Below are 15,084 nucleotides of genomic sequence, written 5' to 3'. Positions count from 1 at the left end.
CTTCCTGGTCCCGCCAGCCGGGATCTATTCGGTACTGTTCCCCCGATGGGGCGGAGTTATAACCACGCGATCGTGATAGGTGCCAGCCTGGCCGGCCTGTGCGCAGCGCGGGTGCTGTCAGACGTCAGCGAGCGGGTCACCGTCTACGAGCGCGACCCACTGCCTGCCGGCCCCGAGAACCGCGCCGCCGTCCCGCAGGGCAAGCACGTGCACCTGCTGATGGCGCGCGGCGCGCAGGAGTTCGAGCACCTGTTTCCAGGCCTTCTCGAGAAGATGGTGGCCGACGGTGTGCCGATCCTCGAAAATCGGCCCGACTGCATCCATTTCGGGGCCGCCGGTCACGTGCTCGGCACCGCCCATCGGCTGCAGGACGAGTTCACGGCATATGTGCCGAGCCGGCCGCAGCTGGAGTGGCAGATCCGGCGCCGCGTGCTGGCCATCGACAACGTCGACATCGTCTCGGCCGCGGTGAGCGAACCGATCTTCGACGCCGCACAACAGCGTGTGACCGGGGTGCGACTCGACTCCGGCGAGGTGGTCGACGCCGACCTGGTCGTCGACGCCGCGGGCCGCGGCACCCGGCTGCCGGTGTGGCTGGAGGCATGGGGATACGGGCGTCCACATGAGGAGACCGTCGACGTCGGCATCGCATATGCCAGCCACCAGGTGCGTGTTCCTGACGGTTTGCTGGCCGAGAAGGTCGTGGTGGCCGGCGCATCACGCGCACAACCGCTGGGCATCGGAATGCTCTTCTACGAAGACGGCAACTGGAACGTCACGACGTTCGGAATCGGCAGGGTCGAGCCACCGCAGACCTTCCCCGAGATCCTCGACCTCGCCGACGAAATCCTGCCCGCACACGTGTCGTCGGCCTTGCGCCGCGGCACTCCGCTCGGCGAGATGGCCTTCCACAAGTACCCGACCAGTCGGTGGCGCCGCTACGACAAGCTCGAGCGTTTCCCCGAAGGCATCATTCCGTTCGGCGACTCGGTGGTGAGCTTCAACCCGACGTTCGGCCAGGGCATGACCATGACGGCGATCCAGGCAAGCAACCTGCGCACGGTGCTGGCTCTTGGAGACGTCGATGTCGCGGGCCGACTGGCCAAGGCCACCGCCAAGACGACGTGGCCGGTCTGGATGATGACCTCGATCGGGGATCTCACGCTGCACAACGCGACCGGCGAGACGAAGTGGTGGTACAAGCCTGTCGGCAACCTGTTCGACCAATTCCTCGGCGCCGCGGAGACGGATCCCGTTCTGGCGGAATGGTTTTTACGTCGGTTCAGTCTGCTCGACAGCCTCTACATGGTGCCCTCGGCCCGGTTGATCGGTCGCACCGTCCGGCACAACATGCGGATGTGGCTGGCCGACCGGCGCCGACCGGCCGTTGCGCGGGCAAAAAGCCCGGTTGGCTGACGCACTCCCCTGCGTTTACCCCTCCTCTACAGGGGCTATTGGAGTTACCGTCGAGTAGGGCCAATTGCTAGGGAGGTCTGCGATGACCGCTACCGGGGAAATCAGCGAGAAACAGGCCAGGGAGACCGCCGAGCACGCGCGCGAGGCGCAGTGGCTGGCACCCAGTTTCGGCAAAGAATTGTTCCTCGGCAGATTGCGAATGGACCTGGTCCATCCGCACCCCAGCGGCTCATCGGAGGACAGCGAGCGCGGCGAGGCTTTCCTCGCCAAGCTGCAGGAGTTCTGCGAGTCGCAGATCGACGCCGCCGTGATCGAACGCGATGCCCAGATTCCCGACGAGGTGATCCTCGGGCTCAAGGAAATCGGCGCGTTCGGCATGAAGATCGACACCGAATACGGCGGTCTTGGCCTGTCGCAGGTGTACTACAACAGGGCTCTGGCCATGGTCTGCTCGGTACACAGCGCGCTGGGCGCGCTGCTTTCCGCGCACCAGTCGATCGGGGTGCCGCAGCCGATCTCGATGTTCGGCAGCGAAGAGCAGAAGCGAAAGTGGCTGCCGCGGTGCACAACCGAGATCAGCGCGTTCCTGCTGACCGAACCGGATGTCGGCAGCGACCCGGCCCGGCTGCGCACCACCGCGACCCCGGACGGCGACGACTATCTGCTCGATGGGGTGAAGCTGTGGACTACCAACGGCGTGATCGCCGACCTCATGGTCGTGATGGCCAAGGTGCCCAAGGGCGAAGGCCATCCCGGCGGCATCACCGCATTCGTGGTGGAGGCCGATACACCGGGCATCGCGGTCGAGAACCGCAACGCGTTCATGGGGTTGCGCGGCATCGAGAACGGTCTGACCCGGCTGACCGGTGTCAGGGTGCCCGCGGAAAACAGAATCGGCGAGGAAGGCGACGGCCTGCGCATCGCTCTGTCCACGTTGAACACGGGGCGGTTGTCGCTGCCCGCGACGTGCTGCGGCGTGGCGAAATGGTGTTTGGCGGTCGCCCGCCAGTGGTCATGCGAACGGGTGCAATGGGGCAGGCCGGTCGGCGAGCACGACGCGGTGGCCGGCAAGGTGGCGTTCATCGCCGCCACCGCCTACGGGCTGGAGTCGATGGTCGAGCTGGCCAGTGAACTCGCCGATGCCGGCCACAACGACATTCGGATCGAGGCGGCTCTGGCGAAGTTGTACGGCTCGGAGATGACCTGGCTGATCGCCGATGAGCTGGTGCAGATCCGCGGCGGTCGCGGTTTTGAGACGGCCGAGTCGCTGGCCGCCCGCGGCGAGCGCGGAGTCCCGGCCGAACAGGTGCTGCGCGACGTGCGCATCAACCGGATCTTCGAGGGCTCAACAGAAATCATGCATCTGCTGATCGCGCGCGAAGCGGTGGATATGCATTTGAGCGTCGCGGGCGACATCATCGACCCCGACGCCGACATGCGGCGCAAAGCTAAAGCGGCGGCCAACGCGGGCCTGTTCTACGCACGCTGGCTTCCCGCCTTGTTCGCCGGAAAGGGGCAATTACCAACATCATTCGGTGAATTCGGGCCTCTCGGCACGCATCTACGCTATGTCGAGCGGGCCAGTCGCCGGTTGGCGCGCAGCACGTTCTATGCGATGTCACGCTGGCAGGGCAAGCTCGAACACAAGCAGCGGTTCCTTGGCCGCATCGTTGACATCGGAGCCGAGTTGTTCGCGATGACGGCCGCCTGTGTCCGCACACAGCGGCCAGGGGTGGACGATTCGGCGATCGGGCTTGCCGACGCTTTCTGCCGCCAGGCGCGGGTGCGCGCCGACCAACGGTTCGCTGAACTGTGGCGCAACTGCGACGACAGTGACCGAACCTTGGCGAAAGATGTGCTCGGCGGTCAGTACACCTGGCTCGAGGAAGGAATTCTCGACCCGTCGATCGAGGGACCGTGGATCGCTCACGACGGTGGCACCACGAAGGAGGATGTGCACCGCTTCATCCGCGCGGCCGCCCGCCGCGGTGTTGCATGACCTCACAGATCCGGCCGCTGGACGACCTGGCGCAGTTCGGCATCGCCTACTGGTTGCCGCCGGGCGGCAGGGACAACGGCGTGTGGGCCGATATGTGGGTAGCCATCGCCGACCTCGAATCCGGTGACGCCGGTGCGGTTCTCGACCTGTTGGCCAAAGCAGAGGTCGGCGGCTACGTGGCCGTTCCCGGCGGCATCCGGGCCAGGGCGGGTGGCGGCCCGGTCAACTGCCGGGTGTGGGTTGATGCGATGCAGTACGGCGTCGCCGAGGACGTGCTGATCAGGTTCATGCGCACGCGCAGGTAGCCTTCGGTGCCATGGGGACGACGCGATGAGCGCTGGTCTGTTCGGGCTTCTTGATGACATCGCGGCTCTGGCCAGGCTGGCCGCCGCCTCGGTCGACGACATCGGCGCCGCCACCGGACGTGCGACAGCGAAGGCCGCTGGCGTCGTGATCGACGACACCGCCGTGACACCGCAGTACGTGCACGGGATCACCGCCGACCGCGAGCTGCCGATGATCAAGCGGATCGCGATCGGGTCTCTGCGTAACAAACTGATCTTCATCCTGCCCGCGGCGTTGCTGCTCAGCCAGTTCGTGCCGTGGCTGCTGACGCCGATCCTGATGGTCGGCGCGACGTACCTGTGCTACGAGGGCGCCGAGAAGGCGTGGGGTTATGTTCGCGGACACGACAGCCATGGCGCACCGACCACATCCGCGGGCGAAGACGCCGAGAAGAAAATGACGGCCGGGGCCATCCGAACCGATTTCATTCTGTCCGCCGAGATCATGGTCATCGCACTGAACGAGGTGGCCGACCAGTCGTTTTGGCCGCGGCTCATCATCCTTGTCATCGTGGCGATTGTGATCACCGTCGCGGTGTACGGGGTGGTTGGCGCCATCGTGAAGATGGACGACGTCGGATTGAACCTGGCCCAGCGCGGCTCCCGCTTCGCGCAGCGGGTCGGCCGCGGCTTACTCGCGGCAATGCCCAAAGTGCTGTCGACGCTTTCGGCCGTCGGCACGGTCGCGATGCTCTGGGTCGGCGGCCACATCCTGCTGCAGGGCACCGACACGCTCGGTTGGCACGCACCCTACGGCTTGGTCCACCACGCCGAAGATTTCGTCCACCACGCCGTGCAGGGCGTCGGCGCACTGCTGGCCTGGCTGCTCAACACCGCGGTGTCGGCCGTGGTCGGCTTGATCGTCGGCGCCGTGGTGGTCGCGATCATGCACGTGCTGCCGTTCGGCCGCAACGACGAGCAAGGGCATTAAATCCCGACGGTCGCCCGGAACAACTTCGTGGGCGTCTGCGCGACCAGCCGGATCGGCCCGTCGTCGGCTGCCACCCATGCGGCCATTCCGCGCTCCAGCGTCACTGCAGTGGATTTGGCGTGCACCACCGTCGAACCCTCTGTGCAGAGCAGGATCTGGGGCCCGTCGTGCTGGGTAGGGGCGTCGATCTCATGGCCAAGGTTCTCGCCGTCGATGCGCAACACCGACACCGCGAACTCCGGTGCGGGCGTGTTGTAGACGAGTTCCGTTCCGTCCCTGGTGATTTCGGGATGAATGACGTCGTCGGTGGCCGGCGTGAAGTCGAGCACCCGCAGCAACTCAGGCACGTCGACGTGTTTGGGGGTGAGCCCGCCACGCAGCACGTTGTCGGAGTTGGCCATCACCTCGACGCCGACACCGTGCAGATAGGCGTGCAGATTGCCCGCGGGCATGTAAATGGCTTCACCCGGCTTGAGGCTGATCCGGTTCAGCAGCAGCGAAGCCAGTACCCCGGCGTCGCCCGGATACCGCTCGCCGAGTTCGAGCACGGTCTTGGCTTCGGCCGCGAACTCCTTGTTGCCTGCTCGAATGTATTGAATCGCACCATCGATCACCGCGGGCACCAGCACATCGAGGTCGGGCTGCGGCGCGGTGATCCACGTGGTGAACAACGCCCTCAGACCGTCGGCGTCGGACTGCCCGGACAACAGGTTGACGAACGGGTCGAGGTCGCTGACGGCAAGCGCGCGCATCAACTCGACCGCGCTCTCGGCCGATCGGAATCCGGCCAGCGCCTCGAATTGCCCTAGCGCTACCAATAATTCGGGTTTGTGGCTGCGGTCGCGGTAGTTACGCGTGGCCGCCGTGATCGGGATGCCCAGCTTCTCCTCGCGCGCAAAGCCTTCCAGCGCCTGCTCGGCGCTCGGATGCGCCTGCAGCGAAAGCGGTTCGTCGGCGGCGAGCACCTTCACCAGGAACGGCAGGGTGTCACCGAACCGGCCGCGCACCGCGCCACCCAACTGGCCTTCGGGATCGCTTCGCAGCGTGTCGAGTAGCGAGACCTCACCATCGTCAGTCTCCAGCCACGCCGGATCACCCGGATGCGCACCGAACCACAGCTCTGCCTCGGGATGCGCTGTGGGACTTGGTCGTCCGGTGAAATCGGCAATAGCGGTTCGCGAACCCCATGCATAGGTCCGCACCGCTCCGCGTAGCAAGTGCACTTGCTTAACCTCGAACCAGTCGCAGATAGGTGGCCGCCATCTCCAACCGCACGGCCATCATCGCCAGTTGTTGTTCCGGCCGGCCGGGCGGCGCGGCTGCCACCGGAGCATCCACCATTCCCAATACTTCCGGTACGTCTTCGGCATTGATCACGTCGACGTCGTCGAACCCGCTGATCCGCGCGGCAACGACCGGCCGTTCGGCGTCGGTGGCCAACACGAACGTGCGCACTCGTCGCGGTGACGGGCCGTCGATCTGCTCGTCATGAAATATCGACGCTTCGCCATCGGCGGCAGCCCCACCACCGAAACCCGTGTGCAGTGCGACCAGCGCGTCTCCCAGCCCGACCGCTGCTACGGGTTGATGCGCGATCCGCAGCAGGACCGTCGCGGCGTGGCGGGCGAGCGCCACCGTCGCCGCGTTGTCACCGGCCAACACCACGTCGCGTCCCGACATGCGTTCGGCCAACGCCTTGGCGGGATTGGTGAACAACTCGCGCCCGGCGCTGTTGCGAAAAGCCTCCGCGTCGAGTTGGTCGGCCAGCATCGCGAGATCCACTTGCAGTCCGGGATCCACCACATGCAACACGGCAAGGCCCGCAGCCAGATAGCGGGCCAGGCCGAAGTCCTCCCGGACCCACAGGCGCGGCGCCAGCGATGCCGAGCGACCAGCGGTGGCGTCGCGCAGCGGGCCTTCGTTCGGCGCGACGACGACGATGCGCGCACCACGGCGCACCCCGGTGGCCGCCGCAGAAACCAGGGCGGCGTCGCCGGGGTCGTCACCGGCGAGGACCAGGACATCGAGTGCGCCGATCCACGGCGGGGCCTCGGATACGACGACGATCGGCGCCGCCACCGAACCGGCCAGTGTCGCCGACAGCATTGTTCCCGCCGTCTCGGCATTGCCGCGGCCTGCCACCCAGACGACGGTGCGCGGTGGTTGGTCGGACTTCAGCGCATCCAGGTCGCCCTCGTCCAGTGCCGCGGCAGTGGCACGCACCTGCGCGCCTGCCATCGACGCCGAGCGCAGCAAACCGTCACGATCGGCGGCGAGCAGGCCCTCCACATCGTCGAGGTCGATGGTGGCCTGCGTACCGTTCACGTGGCCGCCTTCTCGACGGAGGCGATTTGGGCACCGACGACTCCGACGATCTCCTCGATCTCGTCGGACGTGCGCGCTTCGACGTTGAGCCGCAACAGCGGCTCAGTGTTGGACATCCTGACGTTGAACCAGCTGCCGTCGCCCAGGTCGACAGTCACCCCGTCGAGGTGATCGATGGAGTGGATGCGGGTGCCGAACGATTTCAGCACCGCATCGACACACGCCTCGGCGTCATTGACCGTGAAGTTGATCTCGCCGGAGGCTTCGTAGCGTTGGTAGTCGGCCATGATGTCCGAAAGCGGCCGCTCCTGTTCGCCGAGCGCGGCAAGCACGTGCAGGGCGGCCAACATCCCTGAGTCGGCGCCCCAGAAATCGCGGAAGTAATAGTGCGCGGAGTGCTCGCCACCGAAAATCGCTCCGGTGTCGGCCATCAATGCCTTGATATAGGAGTGGCCGACGCGCGAACGCACCGGTGTGCCACCCCGCTCAGCGACCAGTTCCGGTACCGCCCGGGAGGTGATCAGGTTGTGGATCACCGTCGCCCCGATCTCCCTGTTCAATTCCCGCGCAGCGACCAAAGCCGTCACCGCCGACGGAGAAACCGGATGCCCCTTTTCATCGACCACGAAACACCGGTCGGCGTCGCCGTCGAACGCCAAACCGATATCGGCGCCGGTCTCGACGACGTGCGCCTGCAGGTCGACGAGGTTGGCCGGATCCAGCGGGTTGGCCTCGTGGTTGGGGAACGTGCCGTCCAGTTCGAAGTACAACGGCAGCAGGGTGATTGACGGGATCACGCCGAGCACCGCAGGCGTGGTGTGACCGCCCATGCCGTTGCCCGCGTCGACGGCGACGCGCAGCGGGCGCAGCTCGGCCAGATCGACGAGGGAGCGCAGGAAGTCCCCGTACTCGCCCAGCACATCGCGCTGCGAACTGCTGCCGCGAGGACCGTCGAATTCCGGCACCCCGGCGATGATGTCCTCGCTGATCTGGGTGAGCCCGGTGTCCTTGCCGACGGGCTTCGCACCTGCGCGGCACAGCTTGATGCCGTTGTAGGCGGCAGGATTGTGACTGGCGGTGAACATAGCGCCGGGACAATCCAGCAGCCCCGAGGCGAAGTAGAGCTGATCGGTCGAGGCCAGCCCGATGTGCACGACATCGAGCCCCTGGGCCATCACACCTTCGGCGAAGGCGGCCGCCAGCGACGGAGAGCTGGCCCGCATATCGTGGCCGATCACGACCTGAGATGCGCCGTCGCGCATCAACCGAGCGAAGGCACCGCCGACGTCGGCGACGAAACCCTCATCGATTTCCTCGCCGACCAAGCCGCGAACGTCATACGCCTTGATGACGCGGTGAACAGCCGCGGCGGGCCGAGACATAGAGCTCCTTGCGAAGGGGACCGTTGGCGTCAGCCTAGCCGTCGGGCGGTGAAGAGATCGCGGCTAGGCGGGCTCGAGGCCCGGGTTGGTCAGTACAGCTAGGCCCAATTAATCGGAGGGGTCCGGCAACACCCGCAGGTGGCCGCGTCTGCGCCCGTTGGACTCGGGCCGTCGGGCCGCGGGCGCCATCAGCGCACCGCCGTGCACGCCGGTGGCCGGATCCGAAAAGCCTGCCGCCACGCCGTTGATCGGTCCAGGGCTGTCGCGACCTTCGCGTACCGCGTCGGCAAGAGCGACCAGATCGTCCTCGTCGGGGTGGGTCGGCAACGGTCCCGCGTGGCGAACCAGCTCCCAGCCGCGTGGCGCGGTGATGCGGCCGGCGTGTGCCACGCACAGGTCCCACGAATGCGGCTCGGACACCGTCGCCAGCGGGCCGACCACGGCGGTCGAATCCGAGTAGACGAAGGTCAGCGTCGCGACCGCATAGTGGGGACACCCGGGCCGGCAGCAGCGACGGGGAACATTCACGAACGAGAGGTTATCGTGCGAAAACGCTGTAAGCCGCCGGACACGCGCAGCCATCAGACCGCCGATCTCCAACCGTTACGATCGGCTGCGTGACGCAGCGCAATCTGGGCCGATCACGCCGCGGCCGAGAGATGCGCGGCCCGCTGCTTCCGCCGACCGTGCCTGGCTGGCGCAGCCGGGCCGAGCGGTTCGACATGGCGGTGCTCGAGGCCTACGAACCGATCGAACGGCGATGGCAGGACCGGGTCACGGGGCTGGACGTCGCCGTCGACGAGATCCCCCGCATCTCGCCGAAGGACCCCGAATCTGTGCAGTGGCCGCCCGAAGTGGTCGCGGACGGTCCGATCGCGCTCGCTCGGTTGATACCGGCAGGGGTCGATGTCCGCGGCAACGCGACGCGCGCGCGAATTGTGTTGTTCCGCAAGCCAATTGAGCGACGGGCGAAGGACACCATCGAACTCGCCGAGCTGCTTCATGAACTGTTGGTGGCTCAAGTGGCCACTTATCTGGGCGTCGAACCGTCGGTCATCGACCCGACGATCGATGACGAGTGACCCGCTAGAGGTCAGATGATTCCGCGCTTGAGGCGGCGGCGCTCCCGCTCGGACAGGCCGCCCCAGATGCCGAAGCGCTCGTCGTGAGCCAGCGCGTACTCCAGGCACCGGTCACGGACCTCGCAACCCAGGCAGATTCGCTTGGCTTCGCGGGTCGAGCCGCCCTTCTCGGGGAAAAACGCCTCGGGGTCGGTTTGAGCGCACAATGCGCGCTCTTGCCATTGATCGTCTTCGGTAGTTGCCGGAGCAACTTCATATCTCTCGGGTTGTTCGGGTACCAAACTCAATTGAGGACGCCCGGGGACCCCAATCGGTGTAGGTCCGGTAATGGTGTGACGGGTGTCGCCTACTGAGCCGAGAATCCGGTTGTCGAATCGATCGTCGTGACTGGAATCGACCTGCTCATAAGCCATGCTCCGCCTCCTCACCTGGTCTCGTAGATCCCTTATTTGAGCCCCACCATTTATAAGTAGGGCCCACTTCAATTCGAACAAGTGATCGAATCTCGGTCTGCGCCACCGAAACCGGCCGTCCAACCAGGAAATGACACTGGTGTGATTACACACGCGTTAGCTGTCGCGGTCAAGCGCTGGAACAGAAATTCATACCATTCCGTGACACGAATTCGGCGCGTCGTCACGTCGGCGTGTCTGTCACAGCACCGCGGCGCACGGGCTTTGGCGCCACGGCCTAATGTCGGTCACGTGAAGGTCACGGTTCTGGTGGGTGGCGTCGGCGGCGCCCGCTTCCTGTTAGGGGTGCAGCGCCTGTTGGGCCTCGGCCAGTTCGGCGGGTCCCCATCAGACGACGAACTGACCGCGATCGTCAACGTCGGCGACGACGCCTGGATGTACGGCGTGCGGATCTGCCCTGACCTCGACACCTGCATGTACACCCTCGGCGGCGGCATAGACCCCGAGCGTGGGTGGGGACGTCGCGACGAAACCTGGCACGCCAAAGAAGAACTCGCCGCCTACGGCGTACAGCCGGACTGGTTCGGTCTCGGCGACCGCGATCTGGCCACCCATCTGGTCCGCAGCCAGATGCTGCGCGCCGGCTATCCGCTTTCGGATGTGACCGCGGCGCTGTGCGACCGGTGGCAGCCGGGCGCGCGTCTGCTGCCCGCCAGCGACGATCGCAGCGAAACCCACGTCGTCATCACCGATCCAAGCCCCGGTGATCAGGCTGGCGAGAAACGGGCCATCCACTTCGAGGAGTGGTGGGTGCGCCACCGCGCGCAAGTGCCGACGCACAGCTTCGCGTTCGTCGGCGCCGACAAAGCCACCGCGGGGCCAGGCGTCACCGAAGCCATCGAGACCGCCGACGTGGTGCTGCTCGCTCCCTCCAATCCGGTGGTGAGCATCGGCGCAATCCTGGCCATCCCGGGAATCCGTGGCGCGCTGCGCTCGACGACGGCCCGCGTGATCGGCTACTCCCCCATCATCGGCGGAAAGCCGGTGCGCGGCATGGCCGACGAATGCCTCTCGGTGATCGGGGTGGCCAGCACCTCGGAGGCCGTCGGCGGTTACTACGGACCCCGCTCCGGCGTCGGCATCCTCGACGGCTGGCTGATACACGAGGGCGATCACGCCGACATCGAGGGAGTCGAGGTGCGCTCGGTGCCGCTGCTGATGACCGATCCGGCGGCCACGGCCGAAATGGTGCGTGCCGGACTGGATCTGGCAGGGGTGAAGCCGTGACCGAGCATGGGTCAGCCGCGGCAGTCGAACTGCTCCCGGTGCCAGGACTTCCCGAGTTCCGGCCCGGTGACGACCTCGCAGCCGCCCTGGCGCAAGCGGCGCCGTGGCTGCGCGACAACGACGTCGTGGTCATCACCAGCAAGGTCGTGTCCAAGTGCGAGGGCCGCATCGTTGACGCCCCGATCGATCCCGAAGAGCGGGATGCGTTGCGGCGCAAACTGATCGACGCTGAGGCCGTCCGCGTGCTCGCACGCAAGGGCCGCACGCTGATCACTGAGAACGCACTGGGGCTGGTGCAGGCCGCCGCCGGGGTGGACGGTTCCAACGTCGACTCCGGCGAGTTGGCGCTACTGCCAACCGATCCCGATGGCAGCGCCGCGGCGCTGCGCACCGGTCTGCGCGAAAGGCTCGGCGTCACCGTCGGCGTCGTCATCACCGACACCATGGGCAGGGCCTGGCGCAACGGCCAGACCGATTTCGCGATCGGGGCCGCAGGACTGACCGTGTTGCACGGCTACGCGGGATCGCGGGACCGGCACGGCAACGACCTGATCGTCACCGAGATCGCCGTCGCCGACGAGATCGCCGCGGCGGCCGATCTCGTCAAGGGCAAGCTGACCGACATCCCGGTCGCCGTGGTGCGTGGACTCACGTTGTCCGACAACGGTTCCAACGCGCGCACGTTGCTGCGCCCGGGCGAAGACGACCTCTTCTGGCTCGGCACCGAAGAAGCCCTGGCCCTTGGCCGCAGTCAGGCACAGCTGCTGCGCCGATCGATCCGGCGGTTCAGCGCAGAACCCGTCGCCCCCGACCTCATCGAGGCCGCGGTCGCCGAAGCGCTCACCGCGCCTGCGCCCCACCACACCCGTCCCGTGCGCTTCGTGTGGATGCAGGACCCGCAACGGCGCCTGCGCCTGTTGGATCGGATGAAAGATCAGTGGCGCGCCGACCTGACCTCAGACAGGCGCTCTGCGGATTCTGTCGAGCGGCGTGTCGGGCGCGGCCAGATCCTCTACGACGCACCCGAACTCGTCATCCCGTTCATGGTCCCCGATGGAGCGCACAGCTATCCCGATCAGAGCAGGACCGCCGCCGAGCACACCATGTTCACGGTTGCGGTCGGTGCAGCCGTGCAGGCGCTGCTGGTGGCGCTGGCAGTGCGCGGCGTCGGCAGCTGCTGGATCGGCTCCACGATCTTCGCCGCCGACCTGGTACGCGACGAACTCGCGCTGCCCGGTGACTGGGAACCGTTGGGCGCCATCGCCATTGGCTACCCTGAAGAACCGCCTGGCCCTCGCGATCCGGTGGACACCGACGGGCTGCTGGTCCGCAAGTGAGCCTGCATGAATCGGCCGTCGACGCGTTGACGCGTTGGCACGCACCCGATCCCGCACAGGACACGCTGCGGCACGCCGTGCTGGCGTTTCTCGCCGCCCGGCCGGATGGCTGCCTGCGCGAGTGCGTACCGGGTCACGTCACCGGGTCCGCGCTGGTCCTGGACCACACCGGCAAGCGCGCGTTGTTGACGCTGCATCCACGCTTTGGTCGGTGGCTGCAACTGGGCGGGCATTGCGAGAAGACCGATGCCGACATCGTCGCCGCCGCGTTGCGTGAAGCCACCGAGGAATCCGGCATCGACGGCCTCATCATCGATCCTGAGCCTGCCGCGCTGCACGTGCACCCCGTCACGTGTTCGCTGGGCGTGCCGACTCGTCACCTCGACATGCAGTTCATCGTTCATGCGCCGGCGAACGCCGAAATCGCGGTCAGCGACGAGTCTTTGGACTTGCGGTGGTGGCCGCTGGATGCGCTACCCGAAGACTGCGACTACGGCCTCACGCAATTGGCGGATTCGGCGCGCAAACGCACGCTCAGCGACGGTTAGCGCGCCGAAATCGCTTAGACGTCGGTCGAGTAGCGGATGCCGCCGTCGGGGATGGCGACCCCCGGCCACACCCGCGCGCCACGCAACAGCTCACAACGCGCGCCGATGTCGGCCCCGTCGCCGATCACGCCGTCGCGGACCAACGCGCGCGGCCCGATGCGAGCACCGAAGCCGATGATCGAACGCTCGATGACCGCGCCGGCCCCGATGCATGCGCCGTCGAAGATCACCGCGCCGTCCAACCGGGCACCGGCGCCGATCTCGGCGCCGCGGCCGACGACCGTCCCGCCGATCAGCAGTGCACCGGGGGCGACAGCGGCACCGTCGTGCACCAGCTTTTCGCCACGCTGACCGCCGAGCGCAGGCGACGGCGCGATGCCGCGCACCAGGTCGGCCGAGCCGCGCACGAAGTCGTCGGGTGTGCCCATGTCACGCCAATACGTGGAGTCGACGTAACCGCAAACCCGCAGCCCGTCAGCCAGCAGCCCCGGGAAGACCTCCCGCTCCACCGACAGCGCCCGGCCCTTGGGGATGCGGTCGATGACGTCGCGCTTGAACACGTAGCAGCCCGCGTTGATCTGATCGGTCGGCGGGTCCTGCGTCTTCTCCAGGAAAGCCGTCACCACGCCCTCGGAGTCGGTGGGCACACAGCCGAACGCACGAGGGTCGCCGACGCGCACCAGATGCAGCGTGACATCGGCGCCGCTGTTCCCATGCGAGTCCAGCAGCGCCCGCAGGTCAGCACCCGAGAGCACGTCGCCGTTGAACACCAATGCGGTGTCATGGCGCAGCTTCTCCGACACGTTGGCGATACCGCCGCCGGTGCCAAGCGGCTCGTCCTCGACGACGTAGTCGATCTGCAGTCCAAGCTTGGATCCGTCGCCGAACTCCGACTCGAAAACACCCGCCTTGTACGAGGTGCCCAGCACGACATGCTCGATGCCCGCGTCGGCGATCCGCGACAGCAAGTGGGTCAGAAACGGCAGGCCGGCCGTCGGCAGCATCGGCTTGGGCGCCGACAGGGTCAACGGCCGCAGGCGCGTGCCCATACCGCCAACGAGTACGACCGCGTCCACTTCAGCAGGATTGACCACTAGTGCCGTCCCTTTCTCAGCTTGCGCTTCGAGTTACGGACCACGAGGCCCGCGCGCGCAGCTAGCGCGCCCCTGATGGTCCACCGCAGTGGCGCCTGCCACAGCTTCGGATGCCGATCTGACAGGAAAGTGTAGGTGCTCGTGTGGTGGGCCGCCAAGTTGCGGGCCGGGTCGCGGCCCGTGGCGTGGCCCTTGTCGTGCAAAATTTCCGCCGACGGCACATAAATGTTCTGCCAGCCCGCCTTGCCGAGGCGATCTCCCAGGTCGACGTCCTCCATGTACATGAAATAGCGCTCGTCGAAGCCCGACACCTCATCGAATGCAGAACGCCTCAGCAACAAGCACGAGCCGGAAAGCCAACCGACGGGGCGTTCGCTGGGCTCGGTTCGCTCCTGGCGGTATTCCGCGGTCCACGGGTTGGATTTCCAGAACGGGCCGACGACTGCGTGCATGCCCCCGCGGATCAGGCTCGGCAGGTGGCGCGCCGACGGGTAGACCGAGCCGTCGGGATCGCGGATCAACGGCCCCAGCGACCCCGCCTTCGGCCAGCGTTCGGCCGCTTCCAGCAACAGGTCGATGCTGCGGGGTCCCCACTGCACATCGGGGTTGGCGACGATGACAAACTCCGACTCCGGGGTGATCTCGGCGACCGCGCGGTTCACCGCGGTGCCGTAGCCGAGGTTTCCCTGCATGCGCAGCAAGCGCGCATTCGAGTAGCGCTCCGTCGCCTCTTCTGGCGCGCCGTCGGTCGAACCGTTGTCGGCCATGATCACCGTCACAGGCCGTTCGGTCGCAAGCGAGAGCGTCGCCAGGAATCGATCGAGGTGTGGCCCCGGTGAATAGGTTACCGTGACCACGGTCAGTCCATCGCTCACGCGGACAGACCCAGTTCGTCAATCATTGGCTAGAGGGTAGCGGCATCCCAA

Annotated in this window: 15 protein-coding genes; 8 read left to right on the top strand and 7 right to left on the bottom strand. The window is 66.7% G+C overall.

Annotation, left to right across the window (positions count from 1 at the left end; genetic code table 11):
• Window positions 1–45 precede the first annotated feature (45 nt).
• From J3E61_RS17650 to J3E61_RS17635, 4 genes are all read left to right on the top strand, one after another.
• Entirely contained in the window at window positions 46–1,416 is a 1,371-nt protein-coding gene (locus J3E61_RS17650) for an oxidoreductase (RefSeq protein ID WP_210084413.1), read from the top strand.
• Between the two features lie 82 nt (window positions 1,417–1,498).
• Window positions 1,499–3,415, top strand: a complete 1,917-nt coding sequence (locus J3E61_RS17645; RefSeq protein WP_210084412.1) for an acyl-CoA dehydrogenase family protein — start codon at window positions 1,499–1,501, stop codon at window positions 3,413–3,415.
• Window positions 3,412–3,720, top strand: a complete 309-nt coding sequence (locus tag J3E61_RS17640) for a hypothetical protein (protein WP_210084411.1) — start codon at window positions 3,412–3,414, stop codon at window positions 3,718–3,720. Before J3E61_RS17645 ends, J3E61_RS17640 begins: the two co-directional genes overlap by 4 nt.
• 25 nt (window positions 3,721–3,745) lie before the next feature.
• Window positions 3,746–4,690: a DUF808 domain-containing protein gene (locus J3E61_RS17635; RefSeq protein ID WP_210084410.1), complete on the top strand. Its 945-nt coding sequence runs from the start codon at window positions 3,746–3,748 to the stop codon at window positions 4,688–4,690.
• Here the strand turns inward: J3E61_RS17635 and manA are convergent.
• The 4 genes from manA to J3E61_RS17615 all read right to left on the bottom strand — a co-directional run bounded on the left by manA (window position 4,687) and on the right by J3E61_RS17615 (window position 8,925).
• A complete protein-coding gene (gene manA / locus J3E61_RS17630) occupies window positions 4,687–5,913 on the bottom strand; it encodes a mannose-6-phosphate isomerase, class I (protein WP_192721724.1) in 1,227 nt (408 codons plus the stop codon). The genes J3E61_RS17635 and manA overlap by 4 nt on opposite strands.
• A gap of 4 nt (window positions 5,914–5,917) precedes the next feature.
• The gene (locus tag J3E61_RS17625) at window positions 5,918–7,015 is read right to left on the bottom strand and encodes a TobH protein (protein ID WP_210084409.1); all 1,098 of its coding nucleotides are present in this window, start codon (window positions 7,013–7,015) and stop codon (window positions 5,918–5,920) included.
• Window positions 7,012–8,397: a phosphomannomutase/phosphoglucomutase gene (locus J3E61_RS17620; RefSeq protein ID WP_210084408.1), complete on the bottom strand. Its 1,386-nt coding sequence runs from the start codon at window positions 8,395–8,397 to the stop codon at window positions 7,012–7,014. The genes J3E61_RS17625 and J3E61_RS17620 overlap by 4 nt, the downstream gene beginning before the upstream one ends.
• Before the next feature lie 108 nt (window positions 8,398–8,505).
• Entirely contained in the window at window positions 8,506–8,925 is a 420-nt protein-coding gene (locus J3E61_RS17615) for a DUF3499 family protein (protein ID WP_192721727.1), read from the bottom strand.
• Window positions 8,926–9,056: 131 nt separating this feature from the next.
• Between J3E61_RS17615 and J3E61_RS17610 the strand changes: the two genes are divergently transcribed.
• Window positions 9,057–9,479 carry a metallopeptidase family protein gene (locus J3E61_RS17610; protein ID WP_192722440.1) on the top strand — a complete coding sequence of 141 codons (423 nt, stop codon included), beginning with the start codon at window positions 9,057–9,059 and terminating at the stop codon, window positions 9,477–9,479.
• A gap of 11 nt (window positions 9,480–9,490) precedes the next feature.
• On the opposite strand, the gene J3E61_RS17605 is transcribed toward J3E61_RS17610, so the two are convergent.
• Window positions 9,491–9,760 carry a WhiB family transcriptional regulator gene (locus J3E61_RS17605; RefSeq protein ID WP_192722441.1) on the bottom strand — a complete coding sequence of 90 codons (270 nt, stop codon included), beginning with the start codon at window positions 9,758–9,760 and terminating at the stop codon, window positions 9,491–9,493.
• Window positions 9,761–10,183: 423 nt separating this feature from the next.
• On the opposite strand from J3E61_RS17605, the gene J3E61_RS17600 reads away from it, so the two are divergent.
• Genes J3E61_RS17600 through J3E61_RS17590 form a run of 3 tightly spaced genes read left to right on the top strand, consistent with a single transcriptional unit; the run spans window position 10,184 to window position 13,064 of the window.
• The gene (locus J3E61_RS17600; protein ID WP_192721728.1) at window positions 10,184–11,179 is read left to right on the top strand and encodes a 2-phospho-L-lactate transferase; all 996 of its coding nucleotides are present in this window, start codon (window positions 10,184–10,186) and stop codon (window positions 11,177–11,179) included.
• A complete protein-coding gene (locus tag J3E61_RS17595) occupies window positions 11,176–12,516 on the top strand; it encodes a coenzyme F420-0:L-glutamate ligase (RefSeq protein ID WP_210084407.1) in 1,341 nt (446 codons plus the stop codon). Before J3E61_RS17600 ends, J3E61_RS17595 begins: the two co-directional genes overlap by 4 nt.
• On the top strand, window positions 12,513–13,064 hold the full coding sequence (locus J3E61_RS17590) for an NUDIX hydrolase (protein ID WP_210084406.1): 552 nt from the start codon (window positions 12,513–12,515) through the stop codon (window positions 13,062–13,064). The genes J3E61_RS17595 and J3E61_RS17590 overlap by 4 nt, the downstream gene beginning before the upstream one ends.
• 14 nt (window positions 13,065–13,078) lie before the next feature.
• Here the strand turns inward: J3E61_RS17590 and J3E61_RS17585 are convergent, their stop codons facing one another.
• Both J3E61_RS17585 and J3E61_RS17580 read right to left on the bottom strand, forming a co-directional pair.
• Window positions 13,079–14,158, bottom strand: coding sequence for an NTP transferase domain-containing protein (locus J3E61_RS17585; RefSeq protein ID WP_192721731.1), 1,080 nt, complete (start codon window positions 14,156–14,158; stop codon window positions 13,079–13,081).
• Entirely contained in the window at window positions 14,158–15,033 is an 876-nt protein-coding gene (locus J3E61_RS17580; protein WP_210084405.1) for a glycosyltransferase family 2 protein, read from the bottom strand. Before J3E61_RS17580 ends, J3E61_RS17585 begins: the two co-directional genes overlap by 1 nt.
• Window positions 15,034–15,084: the final 51 nt, after the last annotated feature.

The sequence above is a fragment of the Mycobacterium sp. OAE908 genome (assembly GCF_017872775.1).
Lineage (GTDB): Bacteria > Actinomycetota > Actinomycetes > Mycobacteriales > Mycobacteriaceae > Mycobacterium.
Note: the sequence above shows the minus strand (reverse complement) of the source record. Positions and strands in the feature narration are given on the sequence as shown.

What these genes read in the sequence shown, in the direction of transcription:
- J3E61_RS17650 (WP_210084413.1), top strand. Translation starts at nt 46, where the DNA reads ATGGGGCGGAGTTATAACCACGCGATCGTGATAGGTGCCAGCCTGGCC.
- J3E61_RS17645 (WP_210084412.1), top strand. Translation starts at nt 1,499, where the DNA reads ATGACCGCTACCGGGGAAATCAGCGAGAAACAGGCCAGGGAGACCGCC.
- J3E61_RS17640 (WP_210084411.1), top strand. Translation starts at nt 3,412, where the DNA reads ATGACCTCACAGATCCGGCCGCTGGACGACCTGGCGCAGTTCGGCATC.
- J3E61_RS17635 (WP_210084410.1), top strand. Translation starts at nt 3,746, where the DNA reads ATGAGCGCTGGTCTGTTCGGGCTTCTTGATGACATCGCGGCTCTGGCC.
- J3E61_RS17620 (WP_210084408.1), bottom strand. Translation starts at nt 8,397, where the DNA reads ATGTCTCGGCCCGCCGCGGCTGTTCACCGCGTCATCAAGGCGTATGAC.
- J3E61_RS17610 (WP_192722440.1), top strand. Translation starts at nt 9,057, where the DNA reads ATGCGCGGCCCGCTGCTTCCGCCGACCGTGCCTGGCTGGCGCAGCCGG.